The organism is Algibacter aquimarinus, from assembly GCF_039543265.1.
Classification (GTDB): domain Bacteria; phylum Bacteroidota; class Bacteroidia; order Flavobacteriales; family Flavobacteriaceae; genus Algibacter_B; species Algibacter_B aquimarinus.
This window is the reverse complement of sequence record NZ_BAABJK010000004.1, coordinates 637050-656221: the sequence shown is the minus strand read 5'-3', so window position 1 is coordinate 656221 and position 19172 is coordinate 637050. Positions and strand designations below refer to the sequence as shown.

At 33.2% G+C, this 19172-nt stretch carries 9 protein-coding genes; 7 read left to right on the top strand and 2 right to left on the bottom strand.

The genetic code is table 11. The annotated features are described in order from the left end of the window. Positions 1-431: 431 nt before the first annotated feature. The 7 genes from ABD939_RS05745 to ABD939_RS05715 all read left to right on the top strand — a co-directional run bounded on the left by ABD939_RS05745 (position 432) and on the right by ABD939_RS05715 (position 11599). Positions 432-3521: a SusC/RagA family TonB-linked outer membrane protein gene (locus tag ABD939_RS05745; RefSeq protein WP_345165579.1), complete on the top strand. Its 3090-nt coding sequence runs from the start codon at positions 432-434 to the stop codon at positions 3519-3521. A 10-nt stretch (positions 3522-3531) separates the two neighbouring features. After that, positions 3532-5061 (top strand): SusD/RagB family nutrient-binding outer membrane lipoprotein, encoded by a 1530-nt coding sequence (locus ABD939_RS05740; RefSeq protein ID WP_345165576.1) that lies wholly within the window; start codon positions 3532-3534, stop codon positions 5059-5061. A 19-nt stretch (positions 5062-5080) separates the two neighbouring features. Next, positions 5081-6937 carry a LamG domain-containing protein gene (locus tag ABD939_RS05735; RefSeq protein ID WP_345165572.1) on the top strand — a complete coding sequence of 619 codons (1857 nt, stop codon included), beginning with the start codon at positions 5081-5083 and terminating at the stop codon, positions 6935-6937. Between the two features lie 414 nt (positions 6938-7351). Then, entirely contained in the window at positions 7352-8125 is a 774-nt protein-coding gene (locus tag ABD939_RS05730; protein WP_345165568.1) for a sensor histidine kinase, read from the top strand. Beyond that, a complete protein-coding gene (locus tag ABD939_RS05725; RefSeq protein ID WP_345165564.1) occupies positions 8122-8835 on the top strand; it encodes a LytR/AlgR family response regulator transcription factor in 714 nt (237 codons plus the stop codon). The genes ABD939_RS05730 and ABD939_RS05725 overlap by 4 nt, the downstream gene beginning before the upstream one ends. Positions 8836-9169: 334 nt before the next feature. Then, the gene (fucP, locus tag ABD939_RS05720; RefSeq protein WP_345165560.1) at positions 9170-10480 is read left to right on the top strand and encodes an L-fucose:H+ symporter permease; all 1311 of its coding nucleotides are present in this window, start codon (positions 9170-9172) and stop codon (positions 10478-10480) included. 33 nt (positions 10481-10513) lie between these two features. Next, a complete protein-coding gene (locus ABD939_RS05715) occupies positions 10514-11599 on the top strand; it encodes a peptide-N-glycosidase F-related protein (RefSeq protein ID WP_345165555.1) in 1086 nt (361 codons plus the stop codon). Between the two features lie 102 nt (positions 11600-11701). Here ABD939_RS05715 and ABD939_RS05710 read toward each other — a convergent pair whose 3' ends face one another. Both ABD939_RS05710 and ABD939_RS05705 read right to left on the bottom strand, forming a co-directional pair. Continuing rightward, complete coding sequence (locus tag ABD939_RS05710; RefSeq protein WP_345165553.1) at positions 11702-15310, bottom strand: glycoside hydrolase family 38 N-terminal domain-containing protein; 3609 nt, start codon at positions 15308-15310, stop codon at positions 11702-11704. Between the two features lie 18 nt (positions 15311-15328). Continuing rightward, complete coding sequence (locus ABD939_RS05705) at positions 15329-18922, bottom strand: glycoside hydrolase family 38 N-terminal domain-containing protein (protein ID WP_345165550.1); 3594 nt, start codon at positions 18920-18922, stop codon at positions 15329-15331. Between the last annotated feature and the right edge of the window lie 250 nt (positions 18923-19172).

Genomic DNA, 19172 nt, shown 5'->3' with positions numbered 1-19172 from the left:
GTGAAAGTCTCTAGAATGTTTATAGTGCTTTTTATAGGTGTCATTATAAGTTTGGACAACAAATGGGTTTATTAGTCTAAATAAATTGTAGATTACAATCTGAATCTGTTATTTTTTTCATAGATCAAAATGTGTTGCTTTAAATAGTATTATGCACTCTACTTCAGTATATAAAGCTATTAAAGAATATGAAATTGAAATCTGTAGCCTAAACTTGGCTAAATAAATATCGTAATTAAATTTTGAGTTTTAAATTGCTAGTTCAAATTTATAAAAGTAGATAATTTGTAAGATTATTTAACATGCTTAATAATATAGCATCAAACTCCTTTTCAAAACTGTTGTTTGTCGAAAAACTAGACTTTTACTTACAACTTTTTTGTTGTTTTATATTTAACAATAAATTAACTAAAAATTAAACTAATCAGATTATGACAAAAAATGTACTTAAACTTCTGTTTGCTCTAAGTATACTGTGTTGTTACAGTATGAAAGCACAAACTGTAGTAAGCGGAACGGTGGTTGATCCAAGTAGGATTCCTTTACCTGGCGTAAATGTTACTGAAAAGGGAACTACGAATGGTGCTTCAACAGATTTTGATGGAAACTATTCTCTTAATGTAAGTTCCTCTTCAACATTAGTGTTTTCTTATGTAGGTTTTGTTTCACAAGAAGTTGTGGTGGGGAACCAAAAAACAATTAATATCACTCTAGTTGAAAGTCTTGAAGCTCTCGATGAAGTGGTTGTTACTGCTCTTGGTATAAAAAAGGAAAAGAAAGCGTTAGCTTACGCGGTACAGGAAGTTGATTCTGAAACTATTACAACCGCAGCAAATCCAAATGTAACAGCGGCTTTACAAGGTAAAGCAGCAGGTGTTAATATCACTAATTCTGGTGGTATTACTGGTAAACCTAGAATAGATATTCGTGGTGCTAGTTCCTTGAGTGGAAACGACCAATTGCTATGGGTTATAGATGGTGTGCCATTTTCCACACAAGATTTTACAACAGATGCAGTAGATTTATTTGGAGGTAACTCCAACGGTGGAGGTTTTTTAGATATTAATCCAGATGACATCGAAACTATGTCCGTATTAAAGGGTGGTCCTGCTGCTGCATTATATGGTGCACGTGGTGGTAACGGGGTTGTGCTAATAACAACAAAGAGTGGTAAACGTTCTCAAGGTTTAGGTATATCCTATACAGGGTCTACAACATTTTCTGAGGCAAGCTTTTTTCTAGATACTCAAAGAGAGTATGGACAAGGTATTGATGGTGTTTATGATCCTAGTTCTCGAGTATCATGGGGACCTCGATTTGATGGTGTTGAAAGAGTTGCTTGGACAGGCGAATCTTTACCGTACCAATCAGAATCAAATTTACTAGAAGATTTTACAAGAACAGGTGTGAGTACAAGACACGCAATAACTTTTACTAAAGGCAGTGAAGATGGTAACTTTAAGGTGTTGATAAGTAAAGATGATACAGAGGGTATTTTTGAAGGTCAAGCCTTAGAACGCTTAAATTTTGACTTTAAAGCTAATTATGATATTAACCCTTGGTTAAATGTTGATGCAAAAGTGTCTTATATAAATACTCAAGGATTTCAAAGACCTACTATCGGTAGATACAGTTTTATATCGTTTTTTAACGGAATGCCAGCAAATATAAGAACTAGAGACTTATCTCCAGGTTTTGTTTTAGAAGATAATAAAACAAAAGAAATATTATTTGGGCCTAGTGCTGTTTTAACTGAAAATGCTAATGCGGATAATAGAAACCCATATTTTTTACAAACCCAAACATTTAATAACGATCAGCGTAACAGATCATTTGGTTATTTAGCTACAAACGTTAAGTTTTCAGATGCACTTAGGTTAAAAGTTAAGTATGGTTTAGATATCTATAGATACGAGTCAGTCTCTGGAGCACGTTTTGAAGATCAAATATTTTTCAATAATACACCATCAATTAATACTTCTGAGTCTTTCTTTAAAGAAGAAAACGCTGAATTTTTATTGAGTTATAATAAGGATTTAAATGAAGATTTTACCTTAGGTGTTAGTGTTGGTGGTAATCAAATGCGTAGAGGTATAGAGTCTTTAAACGCATCATCAGGTAAATTAGATTCTGAAAGTACACTTTTCTTAAATGCAGGAACTAATATACAGGCTAATGAACAATTTACAGATGAGGAAATTCACTCTTTGTATGGTTTTGCTGATGTGTCTTATAAAGATTACTTGTTTTTAAATGCGACTGTAAGAAACGATTGGTCTTCTACTTTACCAATAACAAATAATTCGTTTTTATATTCTTCAGTTGGTTTAAGTGCATTAATTTCAGAAATGGTGGAAATGCCAGATTGGATGAATTATTTAAAAGTAAGAGGGACGTGGGCTGAAGTTGGTAAAGCTTCTCAGCCTCAAAGAACTAACCCGACATTTAATGTCTTTTTAAGTAATTTTAATTTATCACAATCAACCACTCCAAACGAAGGTGTAGATCCTAATTTAGATCCGGAAATTTCAACCACTACAGAATTTGGTGTTGAGTTAAGGTTATTCGATAATCGTTTAAATTTTGATATTGCTTTGTATGATGAGCGTACTAGAAATCAAATAGCTTCAGTACCAGTAAATAGCACAAGTCTTTTTTCAAGTTTGCTTACTAACGTAGGTGAGATTTCTAACAAGGGTATTGAGGTATATGCAAATGTAGTACCTATTAAAACTGAAGATTTTAATTTGGGATTAACTTTAAATTTTGCAACCAATAAAGGTGTTATAGAAGAATTGCCAAATGATACTGAGTTTTTTCCATATTTTCAAAGTAATACTATAATAGAAGAAGTCCGTGGTTATGTTGGTGAAAGATATGGTGATATTTATGGTTTTAAATACCAAAGAGATGCTGATGGAAATATTATAGTCGGGGCTGATGGCTTACCAGCTAATACTACGGAAAAAGAAAAAATTGGAAATATTCAAGCCGATTTTACTGGTTCCATTGGTATTAATGCAGCATATAAAGGGTTATCTTTAAACGCTCTGTTTGTGATGCAGCAAGGCGGTGATATATATTCGTTAACTGAGGCCTCAGCCACAGGAACTGGTAATACTCCAAAAACGTTGTCTTTTGGAAGAGATCCGTTTTTTACGCCCAATGGTGTTTTAGCTGATGGTAGTTCAAATACCACAATAGTAAGTGCTCAATCCTATTGGGGTACAGTATCAGGTATATCTGAAGAATTTATTTATGACGCTTCATTTATGAAATTAGGTGAACTATCGCTTGGGTATTCTTTACCAAAATCCATAATAAAATCTTTTAGTAAAGGATTTATCAATGATGTTAAATTATCTTTAATTGGTAGAAATTTATTCTACCTTTATAGAAATACACCAGGTACAGTACCGGATGCAAGTTCATTTAATTCATCGGTAGGCGGTCAAGCATTTGATTTTTCTCCTGTGCCTGTAGAAAGAACCTATGGTTTTTCATTGAATGTTAAATTTTAAAAAAAAAATTATGAAAAAAGTATTAATGCTATTAACTGGCGTGTTTTTTATAGCAGTCAGTTGTACAGAAAATTTTGAAGAAATGAACACCAACCGCAATGCGGTTACAGCACCACAACCTGGACAGTTATTTAACAGAATTGTGACTACGCCTGTTTTTGATTATCAACGTAACGTAAATTTATATGCAGATTTTTATGCACAATACTGGGCTAATACGGTATCTGGTTTTGAGTCTGGTAGGTACGAGTATGTTGATGGATGGGCTTTCACGGGATGGAATGCATTTTTTGTTGATGGTTTGGCAAATATTAAATCACTTCAACGCATATATGGTGACGACCCATTTTACAATAACTTAATGCAAGTTTTAGAAATTTGGGAAGTTTCAGAATGGGCGCGCATGTTAGCCTATTATGGTGATTTACCATACTTCGAAAATGGCTTTGCATCAAAAGTGCCATATAACTCAGAACGTGATATTTACTACGACTTGTTTGATAGATTAAATAATGCAGTAAATGCCATAAATTCTAATGATGCTAACCAGTTTATTATGCCTAGTGCAGACGATTTAATATATGGTTGGGATTTAGAAAAGTGGAAACGTTTTGGAAATTCAATGCGATTACGATTAGCTATGAGAATATCTAATGTAGACCCAGGAAAAGCACAAACAGAAGCAGCAGCAGCTATAAATGCTGGTGTTATGCAAAGTAATGATGATGTAGCACACATACCAGCATGGGTAAATGGCTTTTATGATTATTTACGTAATATGGCTATTTTTTGGGACAACATTAGATGTTCTAAAACATTTACTGATATGATGTACTCTCAAACATCTATGGAAGACCCTAGAGCTAGAATATGGTTTAATTACAAAGAAAGTTCTCCAATGTTTGGTAGTGAAACTCTAGAAGGCGTTGAAAACGGATACAATATTTTACCTGCTGATGCGAACGATTTTGCAACCATGAATGAAAGCACAACTTATATTGGCTTTACAGGGAATGATGCAGAAATAGACCATTATCAACCCGTAATGCTTTATGCAGAAGTGATATTCTTACAAGCTGAGGCCGCATTAAGAGGATGGACTGGTGGAGATCCTACATCTATAATGCAAGATGGTATAAGAGCTTCTATGGAATTTGTAGGAGTCGAACCCGCAGCAGCAACTGCATATATAAACGAAATACCGGCATTATCTGGTTCAAATGAAGCACAATTAAAGCAATTAATTACACAAAAATACATTGCTAACTTTCCTAATGGTAGAGAAGCTTGGGTAGATTTTAGACGTACAGATTATCCAGACCTTACTTTACCTATTGAAGGTGTGAGTAGTGCAGCTACTGTAGCAGCAGGGACTTATGTTAAGCGTGTTAGATATCCAGACAATGCATTTAATACAGAGGCGGATATGTTGCCAGCAGACCAAAATACAATAGACACAAACCGTATGGATAATAGATTATGGTGGGATATTGCAGATACCAAGACAAAGTCTAATGGCTTAATGAATAGTAATTTTTAAAAAAAATATGATGAAAAAAATGTTTAAGAATTTAAAAAAAGCAGCACTAGTGCTGCCTATGATAATGGTGCTGTTTGCCGTGTCTTGTGCTAACGATGATGATGCCACGGGACAGAATTTTGATATTGCGCAATTGGAAGCAAGAATTGCTGAAGCTGAAAATTTAATAGCTACAGGAGTAGAAGGTATAAATGCTGGTGATTTTCAGCCTGGGTCTATACAAAGTTTACAAGATGTTGTTAATTGGATTTATAAACGCATAGAAAGTTCTAAAGATCAAGCTGATATAGATGATGCTGTACTAAAAATCAATGCTGCCATAGATAAATTTTTAGTAAGTTTAGTTTCCGAAGCTTTTCCTTGGGTCAAATCAGAAAATGGAGCAGGTATTCAATTTTCAGATAATATTAAAGAATTATATTTTAGTGATGTTACAGTTGAATTTCAAGTATACATAGTTGATATTAACCCTTCAGGATGTTGTGCTAATTTAATTTCTTCCGTTGATCCTGGAGCTAATGGATTAGGTGTACGTTATTTTGGTGATGGGCAAGTTGAAATGTATGCAGGTATTGGCGGTAGTTGGCCAGAAGGAGAAGCTCCCTCTGGAACTTTAGTACCTGGTGAATGGATTAATATTGCTTTAACAAGTAATCAGTCTACAAACAAACTATATGTAAATGGCCAATTGGTAGCTACTTTAGAAGCAGTTCCTGCCTTTCCAAATTTACCATTAATATTAGGAAATAGTCCGGCTTTCATAGAAAGAGTAAGTAATGCCCTTTATAAAGAATTTAGAGTTTGGAATAGCGTGTTAGACGCAAGTACAATTCAAAGTAATATTGGTGCGTCTTTTGATGGTTCAGAATCAGGACTTGAAGTATATTTTCCTCTTGGATCTAATTTAGGTTCATCTTTTACTGATATTAGTGGTGATTATACTGCCACAATCAATGGATCAGTTGAGTGGGTGTCAGAACCACCAGTAATTCTTTTAGACTACACAAATTTAAACGCTGCTATCCAGCAAATAACAGATTTTAGAGCTACTGTTGTTGAAGGTGACATGGATGGTGATTATCCAGTAGGTACGCTTGATTATATAGATGAATTATTAGCTAATGCTAACGATATAAAAGATAACGATGGCAGACAAGCTGTTTTAGATAGTACTGCAGATGCACTAAGAGATTCCATAGATTTAATAAACGCTAATTTAGTAGCACCTTCAGACGGAGTTTATATTGATAGCGAAGATCCAAGTGCGGTTGGTTTAAGAATTACACCAAATTATACACCGCAAGGTGATTATACTTATGAATTTGAAGTAAGATTAAAAACTTTAAACTTTACAACTAATCCACCAATAGGGGATATCATGGGTAATGGTAATATTGGTTTCCGTGTAGATGGTTATGCTGAATTAACAGAAGAAAATGTTCTTAATTCTGGTGGCGGATGGAACTGGACCAACGTAGAAGGGTTTGGTTATATCGGACCAATGTACCCTGCGGGAACCTTAAAATCTGGAATGTGGCAACACGTAGCTATAGTACATGACAACACGGCTATGACAACTTCAATATATGTTGATGGCGATATGGTAGGACAATCTACAGATATAGGAGTTCCAGCAGTCTCTGGATGGGCAGAAATTTGGTTAGGTAATTCTTTTGGTTTCAAAATGAATGGAGATATTAAAGATTTCAGAATTTGGGATGAAGTACGTTCTGTTGGACAATTTGATACCGATATTGATGGGTCTGAAACCAACCTTCAAGTATACTTCCCACTTGATAAGGTTAAAGGTATTAAGTTTGCTGATGAAACTGGAAATTATGCAGGTGAAATGAGAGGTGTTATTTGGAATAAATAGTTAATACCTTTCACTTTATAAATATAAAAAACGTTAGACATTAAACATGTCTAACGTTTTTTTTATAACTTGTTAGCACACTAATTTTTTTACAGAAAATAAATCTTGATGCTGTACAGTACTAAATTAAAACCAACAAGGATATATAAAATTACCTTAAGACATCATGTGATGTTTTGGTTGATTTATTTCTCGTTTAACACGTTTCGTTGGGGCAGTTATTTTAATGATTATTGGTATTCATTGCAAACAAATTTAATTGGTTTCCCAATACACATGTCGCTTTGTTATCTCAATTTATACGTTTTAATGCCTTTGTTTCTTTTTAAACGGCGGATATTACTTTATATATTGTTTTTACTGTCAGCCATTTTTCTTATGGTATTACTAAAATTTAATTTAACTTATTTTTTAGTGAGCACAGATGTTTGGCCAGAGGGTCCCGAAGTTATTAATCATCTCACTGTGAATTATGTTGTAGATATGATGATAGGAGAATTATATGTTATAGCATTTGTTGCTGCTATAAAAATAACTTTTGATTGGTTAGAAGAGAATAAACGTTTAACAGATTTAGAAAAAATTCAGTTAGAAACTGAACTTCAGTTTTTAAGAGCTCAGGTATCTCCTCATTTTTTTCTAAACACGCTCAATAATATTTATGCGCTTTCCATTACTAATTCGAATAAAACATCAAAAGTTATAATTAAACTTGCGGGATTACTTAAGTATTTGCTCTACGAAACCAAAAAAAAGAGACAAACACTAGAAAATGAATTGCATTTTATAGAAAATTATTTAGAGATTGAGAGGATAAGACATGGCAACAAATTAGAGATTGATATGAGTATTTCTGGAGATATACAAAATAAAACTATAGCACCTATGCTATTAATATCATTTATTGAAAATGCATTTAAGCACGGTGTCAATAAGAATATTGATAAGGTTAGAATAAGTATTAACTTTAAAATTATAAAAAATTATCTTTACTTTTTTATCTCTAACCCAAAGCCTCAAGAACTACAAAAAATGGGATATATAAATACAGTTAAATACGAGGGCGGTATTGGTTTGAGAAATGTTAAAAAAAGATTAACTTTAGGGTATAAAGACGACGATTATCTTCTTAAGATTGATGATTTGGGTGAAAAATTTAATGTAAAATTAAAAATTAAAGTAGTATGATAATACGAAGCATCATAATTGAAGATGAACCTTTAGCAATTGAAGTTATAAAAAGTTATTTAAAAGAATTTCCAGTTTTTGAATTGCTTGCTACTTTTAATAATGCCATAGATGGCTTGGCTTATTTAAAGGAAAATTCTGTTGATGTTATTTTTTTGGATATTAATATGCCCTTGTTAGATGGTTTAAGCTTTATAAAGAGCTTAACAAAAAAACCAATAATTATTATTACTAGTGCTTATAAAGAATACGCTGTAGAGTCTTATGATTTGGAGGTTTTTGATTATTTAATGAAACCAATAGAGTTTTCTAGGTTTGTAAAAACTGTTAATAAAATAACAAGTGTATTTGAGTCAAAATCTAGTTCAGGTGCTCAATTATCTAATCGTCCGTATATTTTTATAAAAGTAGATAAAAAGAAACTTCAGAAAATTTACGTCGATGAAATTTTAGTTATTGAAAGTTTAAAGGATTATTTAAAAATAAAAACAGAATCAGGGCGCTTTATAATTCACCAAACGTTAAGTGCTTTCACTGATTTGTTGCCAGATAACTTTATTAGAATACACCGTTCGTATACAGTAGCTATTAATAAAATAGATGCGATAGAAGCTAATAGTCTTGAAATTGACGGATTAAGGTATACCATAGGAAGAACTTATGCAGAAAAAGTTAAAGATAAGATTCTAAAATCAGGTTTAGTCATTTAAATTTATTTCTAGGGTATAGAGTAAATCTCTATAGCTGTCTCTTATTATGTTTGATCTTTTTAACCATCTATTCTAATAGTTTAAATCCTAGTCTCATACTAATTGGTCTTTTTTTTTTATTTAGCACACCAGAGTTGTTGTTGGTCGAAATTTTTCTTTATCATCTACATCATATTTTAAATTTATATAAATATCAATTGTTTGATTATCAGTAATTTTTTTAAGAACAGTTACATATAAATTTAAGAATAAAATTAGTTTTGAGTTAGTTTTAGTTTCAAAAGAAGGGCTGTAAAAGGCTCTTCTTTTTTACAAAATTTTTAAATAAATAATTATGCATAAACCAAAAGTTGTTTCGAAAAATGTTTTGATTCCTTTTATTTTAGTTACATCATTATTTGCATTATGGGGTTTTGCAAATGCTGTTACCGATCCCATGGTGCAAGCTTTTAAAAAAGTTCTAGAGCTATCAAACTCTCAAGCAGCTTGGGTACAAATGGCATTTTATGGTGGTTATTTCTGTATGGCATTACCTGCTGCTATGTTTATGAGGAAGTATTCTTATAAAGTTGGTATATTAATTGGATTGGGATTATATGCCATAGGTGCTTTAATGTTTTATCCAGCAGCTGTGATGGAACAATTTTGGTTTTTTTGTTTTGGGCTTTATGTTTTAACATTTGGTTTGGCTTTTCTTGAAACGGCTGCTAACCCTTATGCTTTAGTTATGGGGCCAAAGGAAACAGCTACTCAAAGATTGAATTTAGCTCAGGCTTTTAACCCATTGGGGCTTATTGCAGGATTATTTGTAGCGCAACAGTTTGTGTTAAAGAATTTAAAATCCGACGATATCACTGATTTTAGTGCTTTGGATGAAGCTTCAAAAATCTTGATAAAAACATCCGACTTATTAGTAATTCGTAATCCTTATGTAATTCTTGGCTTAGCTATTCTAGGCGTTTTTGTATTGTTTTTAATTAGTAAAATGCCACAATCAAAAGAAGAAGGCGATATGCCTAATATTACTGAAACCTTTTCCGTACTTTTTAAGAATAAAGAATACAAACTAGGTGTTCTAGCACAAGTATTATATGTAGGAGCACAAATCATGTGTTGGACCTATATTTACCAATACGCCGAAGCTATAAATATGGATAGTGTAACTGCGGGTTATTATCAAATGGCAGCTTTTATTCTATTTACAATAGGACGCGCTGTTGGTACATATTTGTTACGATTTATAAGTTCAGGAAAGTTACTCATGTATTTTGCAGTTTTAGCCATGGTATTTGTGTGCGCTACAATTTTAATAAAGGGTGTTATTGGTTTGTATAGTTTGGTAGGGGTGTCTTTTTGTATGTCTTTGATGTTTCCAACGATTTATGGTATTGCTCTAAAAGGTCTTACTGAAGAACAATCTAAAGTTGGTTCAGCAGGATTAGTAATGGCTATTGTTGGAGGAGCATTAATGCCAAAATTACAAGGCGAAATCATAGATATTGGAGGGAATGGGGTTGCAGATGTAAATATTTTATCGGTTCCAGAAGTAAATATATCATTTGCACTACCGCTATTATGTTTTGCCTACATTGCTTGGTATGGCAAAAAGGTGTTTTCTAATTATGAAAATTATATTGACAATTAATAAACCGAGTTTCTTAAAAAGAAAAAGAAAGCTATGAAAAATAATTTTTTAAAAACAACCGTAAAGTTATTATTTTGTTTAATATTTATTTTAGGATTTAGTTTTTGCAGTAGTAGTAATGATACTGGAAATGATGAAACTAAATCTGGGGACAAAACCCCGCCAGAAGATTTTGAAACCTTAAATTATAAAACGTTTAGTCAAACAAGAGTTGGTTTTGGTGCAGGTTTAAGTCAAACTAAAATTAGTACATTCACCTTAAATGAGGATAATACCAACGTTAAATCCGTTAAAATGTTTATCAATTTGGATTGCCCATCTGTTGGTTGTAATATATGGGACGTATATGCTAACATAAGTGTTAAGGACAAAAAAACGAAAAAGTGGTTTGAACTAGGTCGTTATATTACACCCTATGGCGTTGATACATCACAGCTTACTAGAGGTATAGAAATAGATGTTACCGATTTTAAGTCTTTGCTCGAAGGTCAAGTTGAGCTAAGAGCATTTATTGAAACTTGGGGCGACGATGGCTGGAATTTATCTGTTGAATTTGATTTTGAAGAAGGTATTCCTGATTATCCTTATTATGCCGTTTCAGAAGTTATAGCATATAACGCTTTATCTTTAGCTGGTGTACCTTACGGAAGTAGTACTGCAGGATTTGATTTAACCAAAACCATAGCAATACCAAGTAATGCCTTTAGTACACATTTACGAACAGTTATATCTGGTTGGGGGCATGCCACTCCTGCAGATAGCGATGGCAGAGGTTGTGCAGAATGGTGCTTTAGAACACACCAAATTTTAATTAATAATGACCCCAAATTTACACACGAATTAAAACCTATTGGATGTGGAAGTAATAAAATAAACCCACAACGCGGTAATTGGGCACCCGATAGAGCAGGTTGGTGTCCTGGTATGGCTGTACCACCAAGAGTTGATAAGTTTGATAAATCTAACTCAAATGTAACTTTCGATTTTGAGTATGATTTTGAAGATTGGGTGTCAGATGGAGGAACACAATCAAGCCAAACTGGAGCTTATTATGCTATTTCAACTTATGTTGTAGTTAAAAGCAAAACGCCAATAGAAGCTCCTGTAGTGAACGATTAAAGTACAATTTTGATGTTTTTTGGAAGTTACGTTGATTTCAATAAATAAAAATGGCTATCTAGATTCGGATAGCCATTTTTATTAAAAAAAGGATGGTTGCTATTAATCAGTTTCTAAGCTAAAAGTCTCTATTGAGTATTTACCCACTTTTAATGCAGGAGCAACAGGTACTGGATTTTCTTCAATAATATTAGTATGGTTTTGAGACTTAATATTAAAGTAAGAAGATATGTTTACCGTTTCGTTGGTATCTTTTACATTATACATTCTTGCAATAAAATCTTCAGAATCTTCTGCCTTTTTAACCGTAGTTACAATCACATTTTCAGAATCGATAGAAAAGAAACTTAATTGTTCTGGTAAATATGGTTTAGCTGATGTTACAGTGTTTAAAACTACTTGTATAGGCTCATTTTCTTGTTTAGCAACTTTTTGTCCAAGAACACTTCCTGCTTTAGTTGAGGTAAATACATTATGAAAGTTGTGGTTGCCACCTTGCGAATATTCATTGCCTTCCCAATGGCAAGAGGTTCTACTTGCTAATAAAAGGTTTTGTAATATTGGTGTGCCAGCTTTAGTTTTACCAGTTGGATCTATCCAATCTGCTGCAGCTACAGATGAGCTTAAGGTTACCGATATATCATCATCAGTAGCCGAAATCCAATCTATAATGGCTCTTGGGTGCACATCTTTACAAAGTGGTGTGTAACGCTCTCCTGCTGTTTCAATCTCGTCTTTTCCAACACGAACACTTCCAAAAGGCACTTCATGAGCTATCTCTGGATTATCCATATTTAATGGAAATGCGGTTCTAAATTCTCTGTATAACTCTCCAGACCAATTTCGTAAGCTTGTATTAAAATAAACTCGTTTTAAATCGTGATATAAGGTTACATCCTGTCTTACAATAGCATGATTAATTTGTTGTTCAAGTCTGTATTTAGTATACACAGCACCACTTTCTAAAATGTTCCATTCGGTATTGTGAGCACTTACTTGATCGTAATCTTTCATGGTAGGTTGTTGTACATCTCCAAATTCTCCTGCACCATTTCCAACCGATTCCATAGTGAATACATCGCCAGCTTTAAATATACTACTATCAAATAACTCTTTCTTTAATTCTTTATCATATACGCTAGTAATACCACCTTTTTCAAAGTTTATAGCGTAAAATGAATTCTCATACGTACTAGTTGTAGCTGAATTGTTTTTACCTTTTGAGGCCGAATTTTTATCTTGTAAGTAGTACGTAGCATAACCTATGGAAGGAATATCTTTTGCTATAAAAGTAACATCAATACTTCTAATACTACCATCGTTATAATATTTAGCATTAGATGTTTGAGATGGCACTTCTTTTTTATCAGCAGATACAATAGTGACATGTTTTATATTGCCTTTAGTAAATTTTAAAGTTGTAGTTATTGGGTCTGTTCTTTTCCATGATAAACTATTAAAAAGCACGATAGGTTTTCCTAATTTTTCGTTCTTTTTAATTTTAGATGAAATAAGTTCTATACCATCATTTAAAAGGTTTTGCCCCATGGTTCTAGATTTTACAAAACTCTCTTTAAAAAGGTTGTCTGTAACATCGCCATCATGACCACCCCAACCATGGTCTGGGTAAATTTTGGCTTGCCACGCTTCATCTAAGGCTTCAAAAGGATATGGCGATAAATCTGGTTCAATTTTATTTGCTATAGATAAAAACTTTTCAGCGGCTGGTAATAATTTAGAGGCTTCTCTACTTGCTGTAAGTGCATCGTGATGCCCAGGACCATGAATGTAAACCCATACATTAGGGCGTTCTCCCATTATGGTATCTACTTTAGTGGCATTCTTTTCTGCTAAAGGAAAAAATTCATCAACTGTCATTAATTCCATTTTTGGTAAATTAACGTCTATAGCTTTACCTTCAGCATCTTTTACTTTATCAAAGGCATTCCAGGTATCAATATAATCTGAATAATCAATAGCAGGTAACATGTCTTGACTAGATAGTAAAGGGGTTTGTATCTTACCTTCGGAAAAACTATTTTCCCAATACAATACTTGTTCTGCACCATATTTCATTTTGTTATTCATATCTCTAGAAAGATACAGTAAATCGTTACCGTAATGCCCAGGTGAATAGGTAAATACAGAGCTTCCGTCAGGGCTAGCCCAATGGAACATGCCTTTTGCATGCCTACTAATTACCATATAATCAACACCAGCTTTTTTTAATATTTGTGGGAGTTGCATTGTTTTTCCTGGTACATCAACATTCCAGTATACTTTAGAGTCGTAACCACCAAAGGTTTTTTTAACCCATTTTTTTCCTAAGTACAACTGTCTCACTTGGTCTTCAGCATCATACATATCCTCATAAGGGCAATTGTATGTAGCGCCAACAGACATTAATTTTCTTTGCAGCAATGTTGTAATTTGCTCTTCAGAACCTGGGTGTCTTTCAATATACTCGCGAAGCATTAATCCATCTTCAATATCAAAACCATAATCATCTCTTATAAAAGCATCTTTAAGTACTGGTGCAAGGAGTAAGGTGTCTCTTAAAATAATGCATACTTCTGGTCTGTCTACCCAAGCAATATCTTGGTGGCTAGAATTCATTATAGATACCAGACCCGTTTCGTATTTTTTATCAAAAAAATCATCATAGGTATCAAAAAACTCTGGCTTGTATAGTTTTGCTAATGAAGCTGTCCAATTTGGATTAAAATTGGCAACATGATGATATAAATATGGGCCTTCAATGTCTGATTTCATAGTTTTGCCATCTTCATTATCAAAGGTTAGTGAAATCTCTTGATTGTTATGAGAAATACTAAAAGATTTTTTTGGTGCTGTTATGTTAAATGATGCCTTGGCAAGTTCAGCTTGACTAGTAAAGGTTTTAGTTTTACTTTTTTTACCATCAGAAATAACATAAACTGACCTTCCAGCAAAATGTGCAGGTGCATCAACATAAAGCTTTCCGTCTTTTTGTTTAATACTAAAAGCGGCTTCATCGGTAACAGATTTATTAATGCGCTCTACAACATCGGTACCTTTAAAAATCATGAACCAACAGTTGGAACTTTTTTTACGCCCAACAACTTTAATTTTTGCACTTTCTCCTTTTTTTAGAGATGATGTAGGTACGGTTAAACGAAAAGCTCCAAGACCGTCGCCGTTTAAATCTCTTCTTACTAAAATATATTCAGCATGACCATTTCCTGGGTTTTCTGTTATAGAAAGTGAGCCATCTTTGTTAGAATTAAAGGTTAATAGCGGTTTGTCGTTAATAAAAATGTCAAAGGATTCTCTTAAGTTAAAATCAATATCACTCAAAAAAAAGAAATTTACTTTATCCTTAGCATAGTTTTTAGGAACCTCTCCAGTTAAAAACTCAAATCCTTTTTCTCCTGTGGTAGCTCTTGAAATCATCGCCACATTCATATCTTCTCTTAATGATGGATACAAGAAATATTCAGACCCAGAAAGCATTTCTTTATACCCTTCTATGTCATTTTTACAAATTTGATGTAAACGATAATTGACGTTAAGACTTTCTATATGTCCAACACTTCCGGTACCGCCATGAAAAGCGGAACTTTTAGGGGTTTTTAAAACACCATCGTTTGCATAAGCTGCGCTAATAGTAACTAAGGCTAAACCGAAACTACAAATTAGATTAAAGATTGATTTTTGATTTTTGATTTTCATTTTTTAATGTATTAATTTTTATTTAGTACCAAGGCTAAAAGTTTCAATGGCATATTTACCAAGTTCTAGTTTTGGTGCTACAGGTTTAGGATTTTCTTCTATAATATTAGTGTGCTTGTAAGAGTTTATACTGAAATAGGAAGACATATTTACGCTTTCATTTCCATCTTTAAGATTGTACATTCTCGCAATAAACTCTTCAGAATCTTCCGCTTTTTTAATTGTTGTGATGATGACATTTTCCGCATCAATTTTAAAGAAACTCAAATTTTCTGGTAAGTATGGTTTTGAAGTGGTTACAGGGTTAACAACAACTTGTATAGGTTCGTTTTCTTGTTTTGCTATTTTTTGTCCCTTTACACTTCCTGATTTGTTGGATGTAAATACATTATGGTAGTGATGGTCTCCACCTTGTAAATATTCATTACCCTCCCAATGGCATGACCGTCTACTGGCTAGTAATAAATTTTGTAACATAGTTGTATTGGTTTTTCCTGTTGGGTCAATCCAATCGGCAGCAGCTACAGATGAGCTTAAAGTTATGGCTACATTATCATCTGTTGCAGAAATCCAATCTATAATACCTCTTGGACGCACATCTTTACAAAGCGGTGTGTACCATTCGCCACCAGTTTCAATTTCATCTTTACCAACGCGTACGTTTCCGAAAGGTACTTCGTGAGCTACCTCAGGACTATCCATGTTTATAGGAAATGCTGTTCTAAATTCTCGATACAATTTGCCAGACCAATTGCGTAAACTGGTATTAAAGTAAACGCGTTTTAAGTTATGATACAGCGTTACATCTTGTCTTACTATACTATGTAAAATTTGTTGCTCTAGTCTATATTTTGTATAAACTGGGCCATTTTCTATAATCTTCCATTTAGGATTATGAATGCTTACTTGGTCAAAATCTTTCATAGAAGGTTGCTGTATATCTCCAAACTCGCCAGCACCTGTTCCAACAGATTCCATAGTAAATATTTCTCCTATTTTAAACACATCTGTTTTAAATAAGTTTTTCTTAAATGCTTTATCATATACTTGTGAAATACCACCATCTTCAAACGTGATATTGTAAAACGGATTCTCGTAAGTATCTAGCGTTGCGTTTTCATATTTGTTTTGTTTAGAGCTGATTTTGTTTTGAATGTAATAGGTACTATAACCAATAGAAGGAACCTCAGCAATAAACGTAATAGCTATACTTTTAATACTGCCATCATCATGTAATTGTTTGTTGTTAGTTTGTGATGCTATTTCTTTTTTATTTGCAGATACAATAGCTATATTTTGAATTTTTCCTTTAGGAAAATGAACCGTAGTGGTTACAGGGTCATTCCGTTTCCAGGATAAACTATTATATAATACGATGGGTACACCTAATTTTTTATTAGATTTTATATAGCTTGATAAAAAGTTAATCCCTTTATCTAAAAGGTTTTGTCCTAAAGTTCTTGACTTTACAAGATTTGCTTGAAATAGATTATCGGTAACATCGCCATCATGACCACCCCAACCGTGGTCGGGATAAATTTTAGCTTGCCAAGCTTCATCAAATTCCTCAAAAGGATAAGGCATTTTAGCAGGTTCTATTTTATTAGCTATTGATAAGAATTTTTCGGCAGCTGGTAGTAACTTAGAGCCTTCTCTACTTGCTGTAAGCGCATCATGATGCCCTGGCCCATGAATGTAAAGCCATACGTTTGGGCGTTCTCCTAAAATAGTATCTACCTTTGTAGCATGTTTTTCGGCAAGTGGCATATACTCATCTACAGTCATTAATTCCATAGGTGGTAAATTCACGTCTTTAGGTTGTCCTTTTTCATCTTTTAAAGTATCAAATGTATTCCATGATGCTATATAATCAGAATAGTCAATAGCGGGCAACATATCTTGGCTAGATAGTAGTGGTGTTTGTACTTTACCATCTTCAAAGTTCTTCTCCCAAAACTTTATTTGTTCAGCACCATATTTTATTTTAGAGTTCATGTCGCCTCGCCTTAGCATAGTTTCATCAACACCATAATGCCCAGGGGAATATGTGAAAACAGAGCTTCCATCTGGACTTGCCCAATGAAACATCCCTCTAGAATGTCTACTAATTACCATATAATCTACACCTGCTTTTTTTAGTATTTGTGGTAATTGTAACGTTTTTCCAGGTACATCTACGTTCCAGTATACTTTAGAATCGTACCCCCCAAAGGTCTTTTTCACCCATTTTTTACCAAGATATAATTGACGTACTTGGTCTTCGGCATCATACATATCTTCGTAAGGGCAATTGTATGTAGCGCCAACAGAGATTAATTTCTTATTTAAAAGTGTTGTAATTTTTTCTTGAGATTCTGGGTGTCTGTTAAGATATTCTCTTAGCATTAAACCATCTTCAATATCAAACCCGTAATCGTCTCTAATAAAAGCATCTTTAATTACAGGTGTTAAAAGCATCGTATCTCTTAATATAATGCAAACCTCTGGTCTGTCTACCCATGCAATGTCTTGATGACTTGAGTTCATGATGGAAATACCTCCATCTGCATATTTTTTATCAAAGAAATCGTCATACGTATCAAAATATTCGGGACGATACATTTTTGTTAAAGAAGCTCGCCAACCATTTTTATAGTTGGTTTTATGATGGTATAAATAATGCCCTTTAATATCGGTTTTTGATGTTGTGCCATTTTTGTTTTCAAAAAGTAAAGACAGAGCGTCGTCTCCATAAACAATTTTGAAGTTGTTTTTAGGAGGTGGGATAGTGAATGAAGCTTTAGATTGTTCTCCTAAAACCTCAAATGTTTTTACTTTACTTTTTAGACCGTCGCTTATAACGTATACTTTTTTACCAGAAAAATGTGCTGGAGCATCTACATAGAGTTTTCCGTTTTTTTCTTTAATATCAAAAGCAGCTTCAGTTGTTGCCGACTTTTTAATACGCTCTACAGCATCAGTTGCTGTAAATATCATTAACCATGAGTTAGAGTTTTTCTTTTGACCAACAATTCTAATTTTAGCTTCTTCTCCAGCATCTAATAATGACGTAGGAACGGTTAAACGAAACGCACCATAACCATCGCCACCATTTCGTTTTACTAGTATAAATTCGGCATGTCCTTTATTAGGGTTGTTTGAGATGCGTAATGAGCCATCTTCATTGGTTGTATAAGTAAGTAAGTGTTTGTCGTTAACAAGAATATCAAAAGGCTGTCTTAAGTTTAAGTCAATATCACTTATCATAAAAAACGTAACAGCATTATATGTGAACGTTTCAGGCGTTTTTCCTGTTAAAAACTCAATAGCCATTTCGCCAGTTGTAGCTCTTGCTATTAAAGAATTATACAAGCCCTCTCTAATAGAACCATAAGCTCCAAATTCTCGTCCGCTTAGTGATTTACTATAACCTTCAATATCATTTTTACAAATATTGTATAACTTATAATTCATGTTCAGCTCTTGGATATGGCTGTTACTATTCCCGTCATGAAACAAAGGGGCTACTTTGTTTACATTAAATTTGTTTCCAAATGCATAAATATTACTTAAGGTAAGTATTGCAAAACAAAAACGAATTTTAATAAAAAAGGAAAGTTTTTTAGTATTCAAGATTATATTAATTAAATTTGAAAATAAGTTTTACACAAAAAACTAAATCGGTTTAGTTATCAAATATATTAAATAATTTTAGTTTTTTATAATATTGAAACAATAAGTAGTTGCTTAATATACAGCTGTTTTGGTCTTGTTTTTAAGTTTGTCGCTTTTTGGGGTTTTAAAAACGTTATTTAGCTAGTTCTGTGAGTTGTTCGTCGAAATGATAATTTTACTATAAAGTTGAAAATTATCTTTAGATAAT

Bases quoted from the DNA above. Each gene is read 5' to 3' on its own strand.
- ABD939_RS05745 (WP_345165579.1), top strand. From the start codon at position 432: ATGACAAAAAATGTACTTAAACTTCTGTTTGCTCTAAGTATACTGTGT.
- ABD939_RS05740 (WP_345165576.1), top strand. From the start codon at position 3,532: ATGAAAAAAGTATTAATGCTATTAACTGGCGTGTTTTTTATAGCAGTC.
- ABD939_RS05735 (WP_345165572.1), top strand. From the start codon at position 5,081: ATGTTTAAGAATTTAAAAAAAGCAGCACTAGTGCTGCCTATGATAATG.
- ABD939_RS05725 (WP_345165564.1), top strand. From the start codon at position 8,122: ATGATAATACGAAGCATCATAATTGAAGATGAACCTTTAGCAATTGAA.
- fucP (WP_345165560.1), top strand. From the start codon at position 9,170: ATGCATAAACCAAAAGTTGTTTCGAAAAATGTTTTGATTCCTTTTATT.
- ABD939_RS05715 (WP_345165555.1), top strand. From the start codon at position 10,514: ATGAAAAATAATTTTTTAAAAACAACCGTAAAGTTATTATTTTGTTTA.
- ABD939_RS05710 (WP_345165553.1), bottom strand. From the start codon at position 15,310: ATGAAAATCAAAAATCAAAAATCAATCTTTAATCTAATTTGTAGTTTC.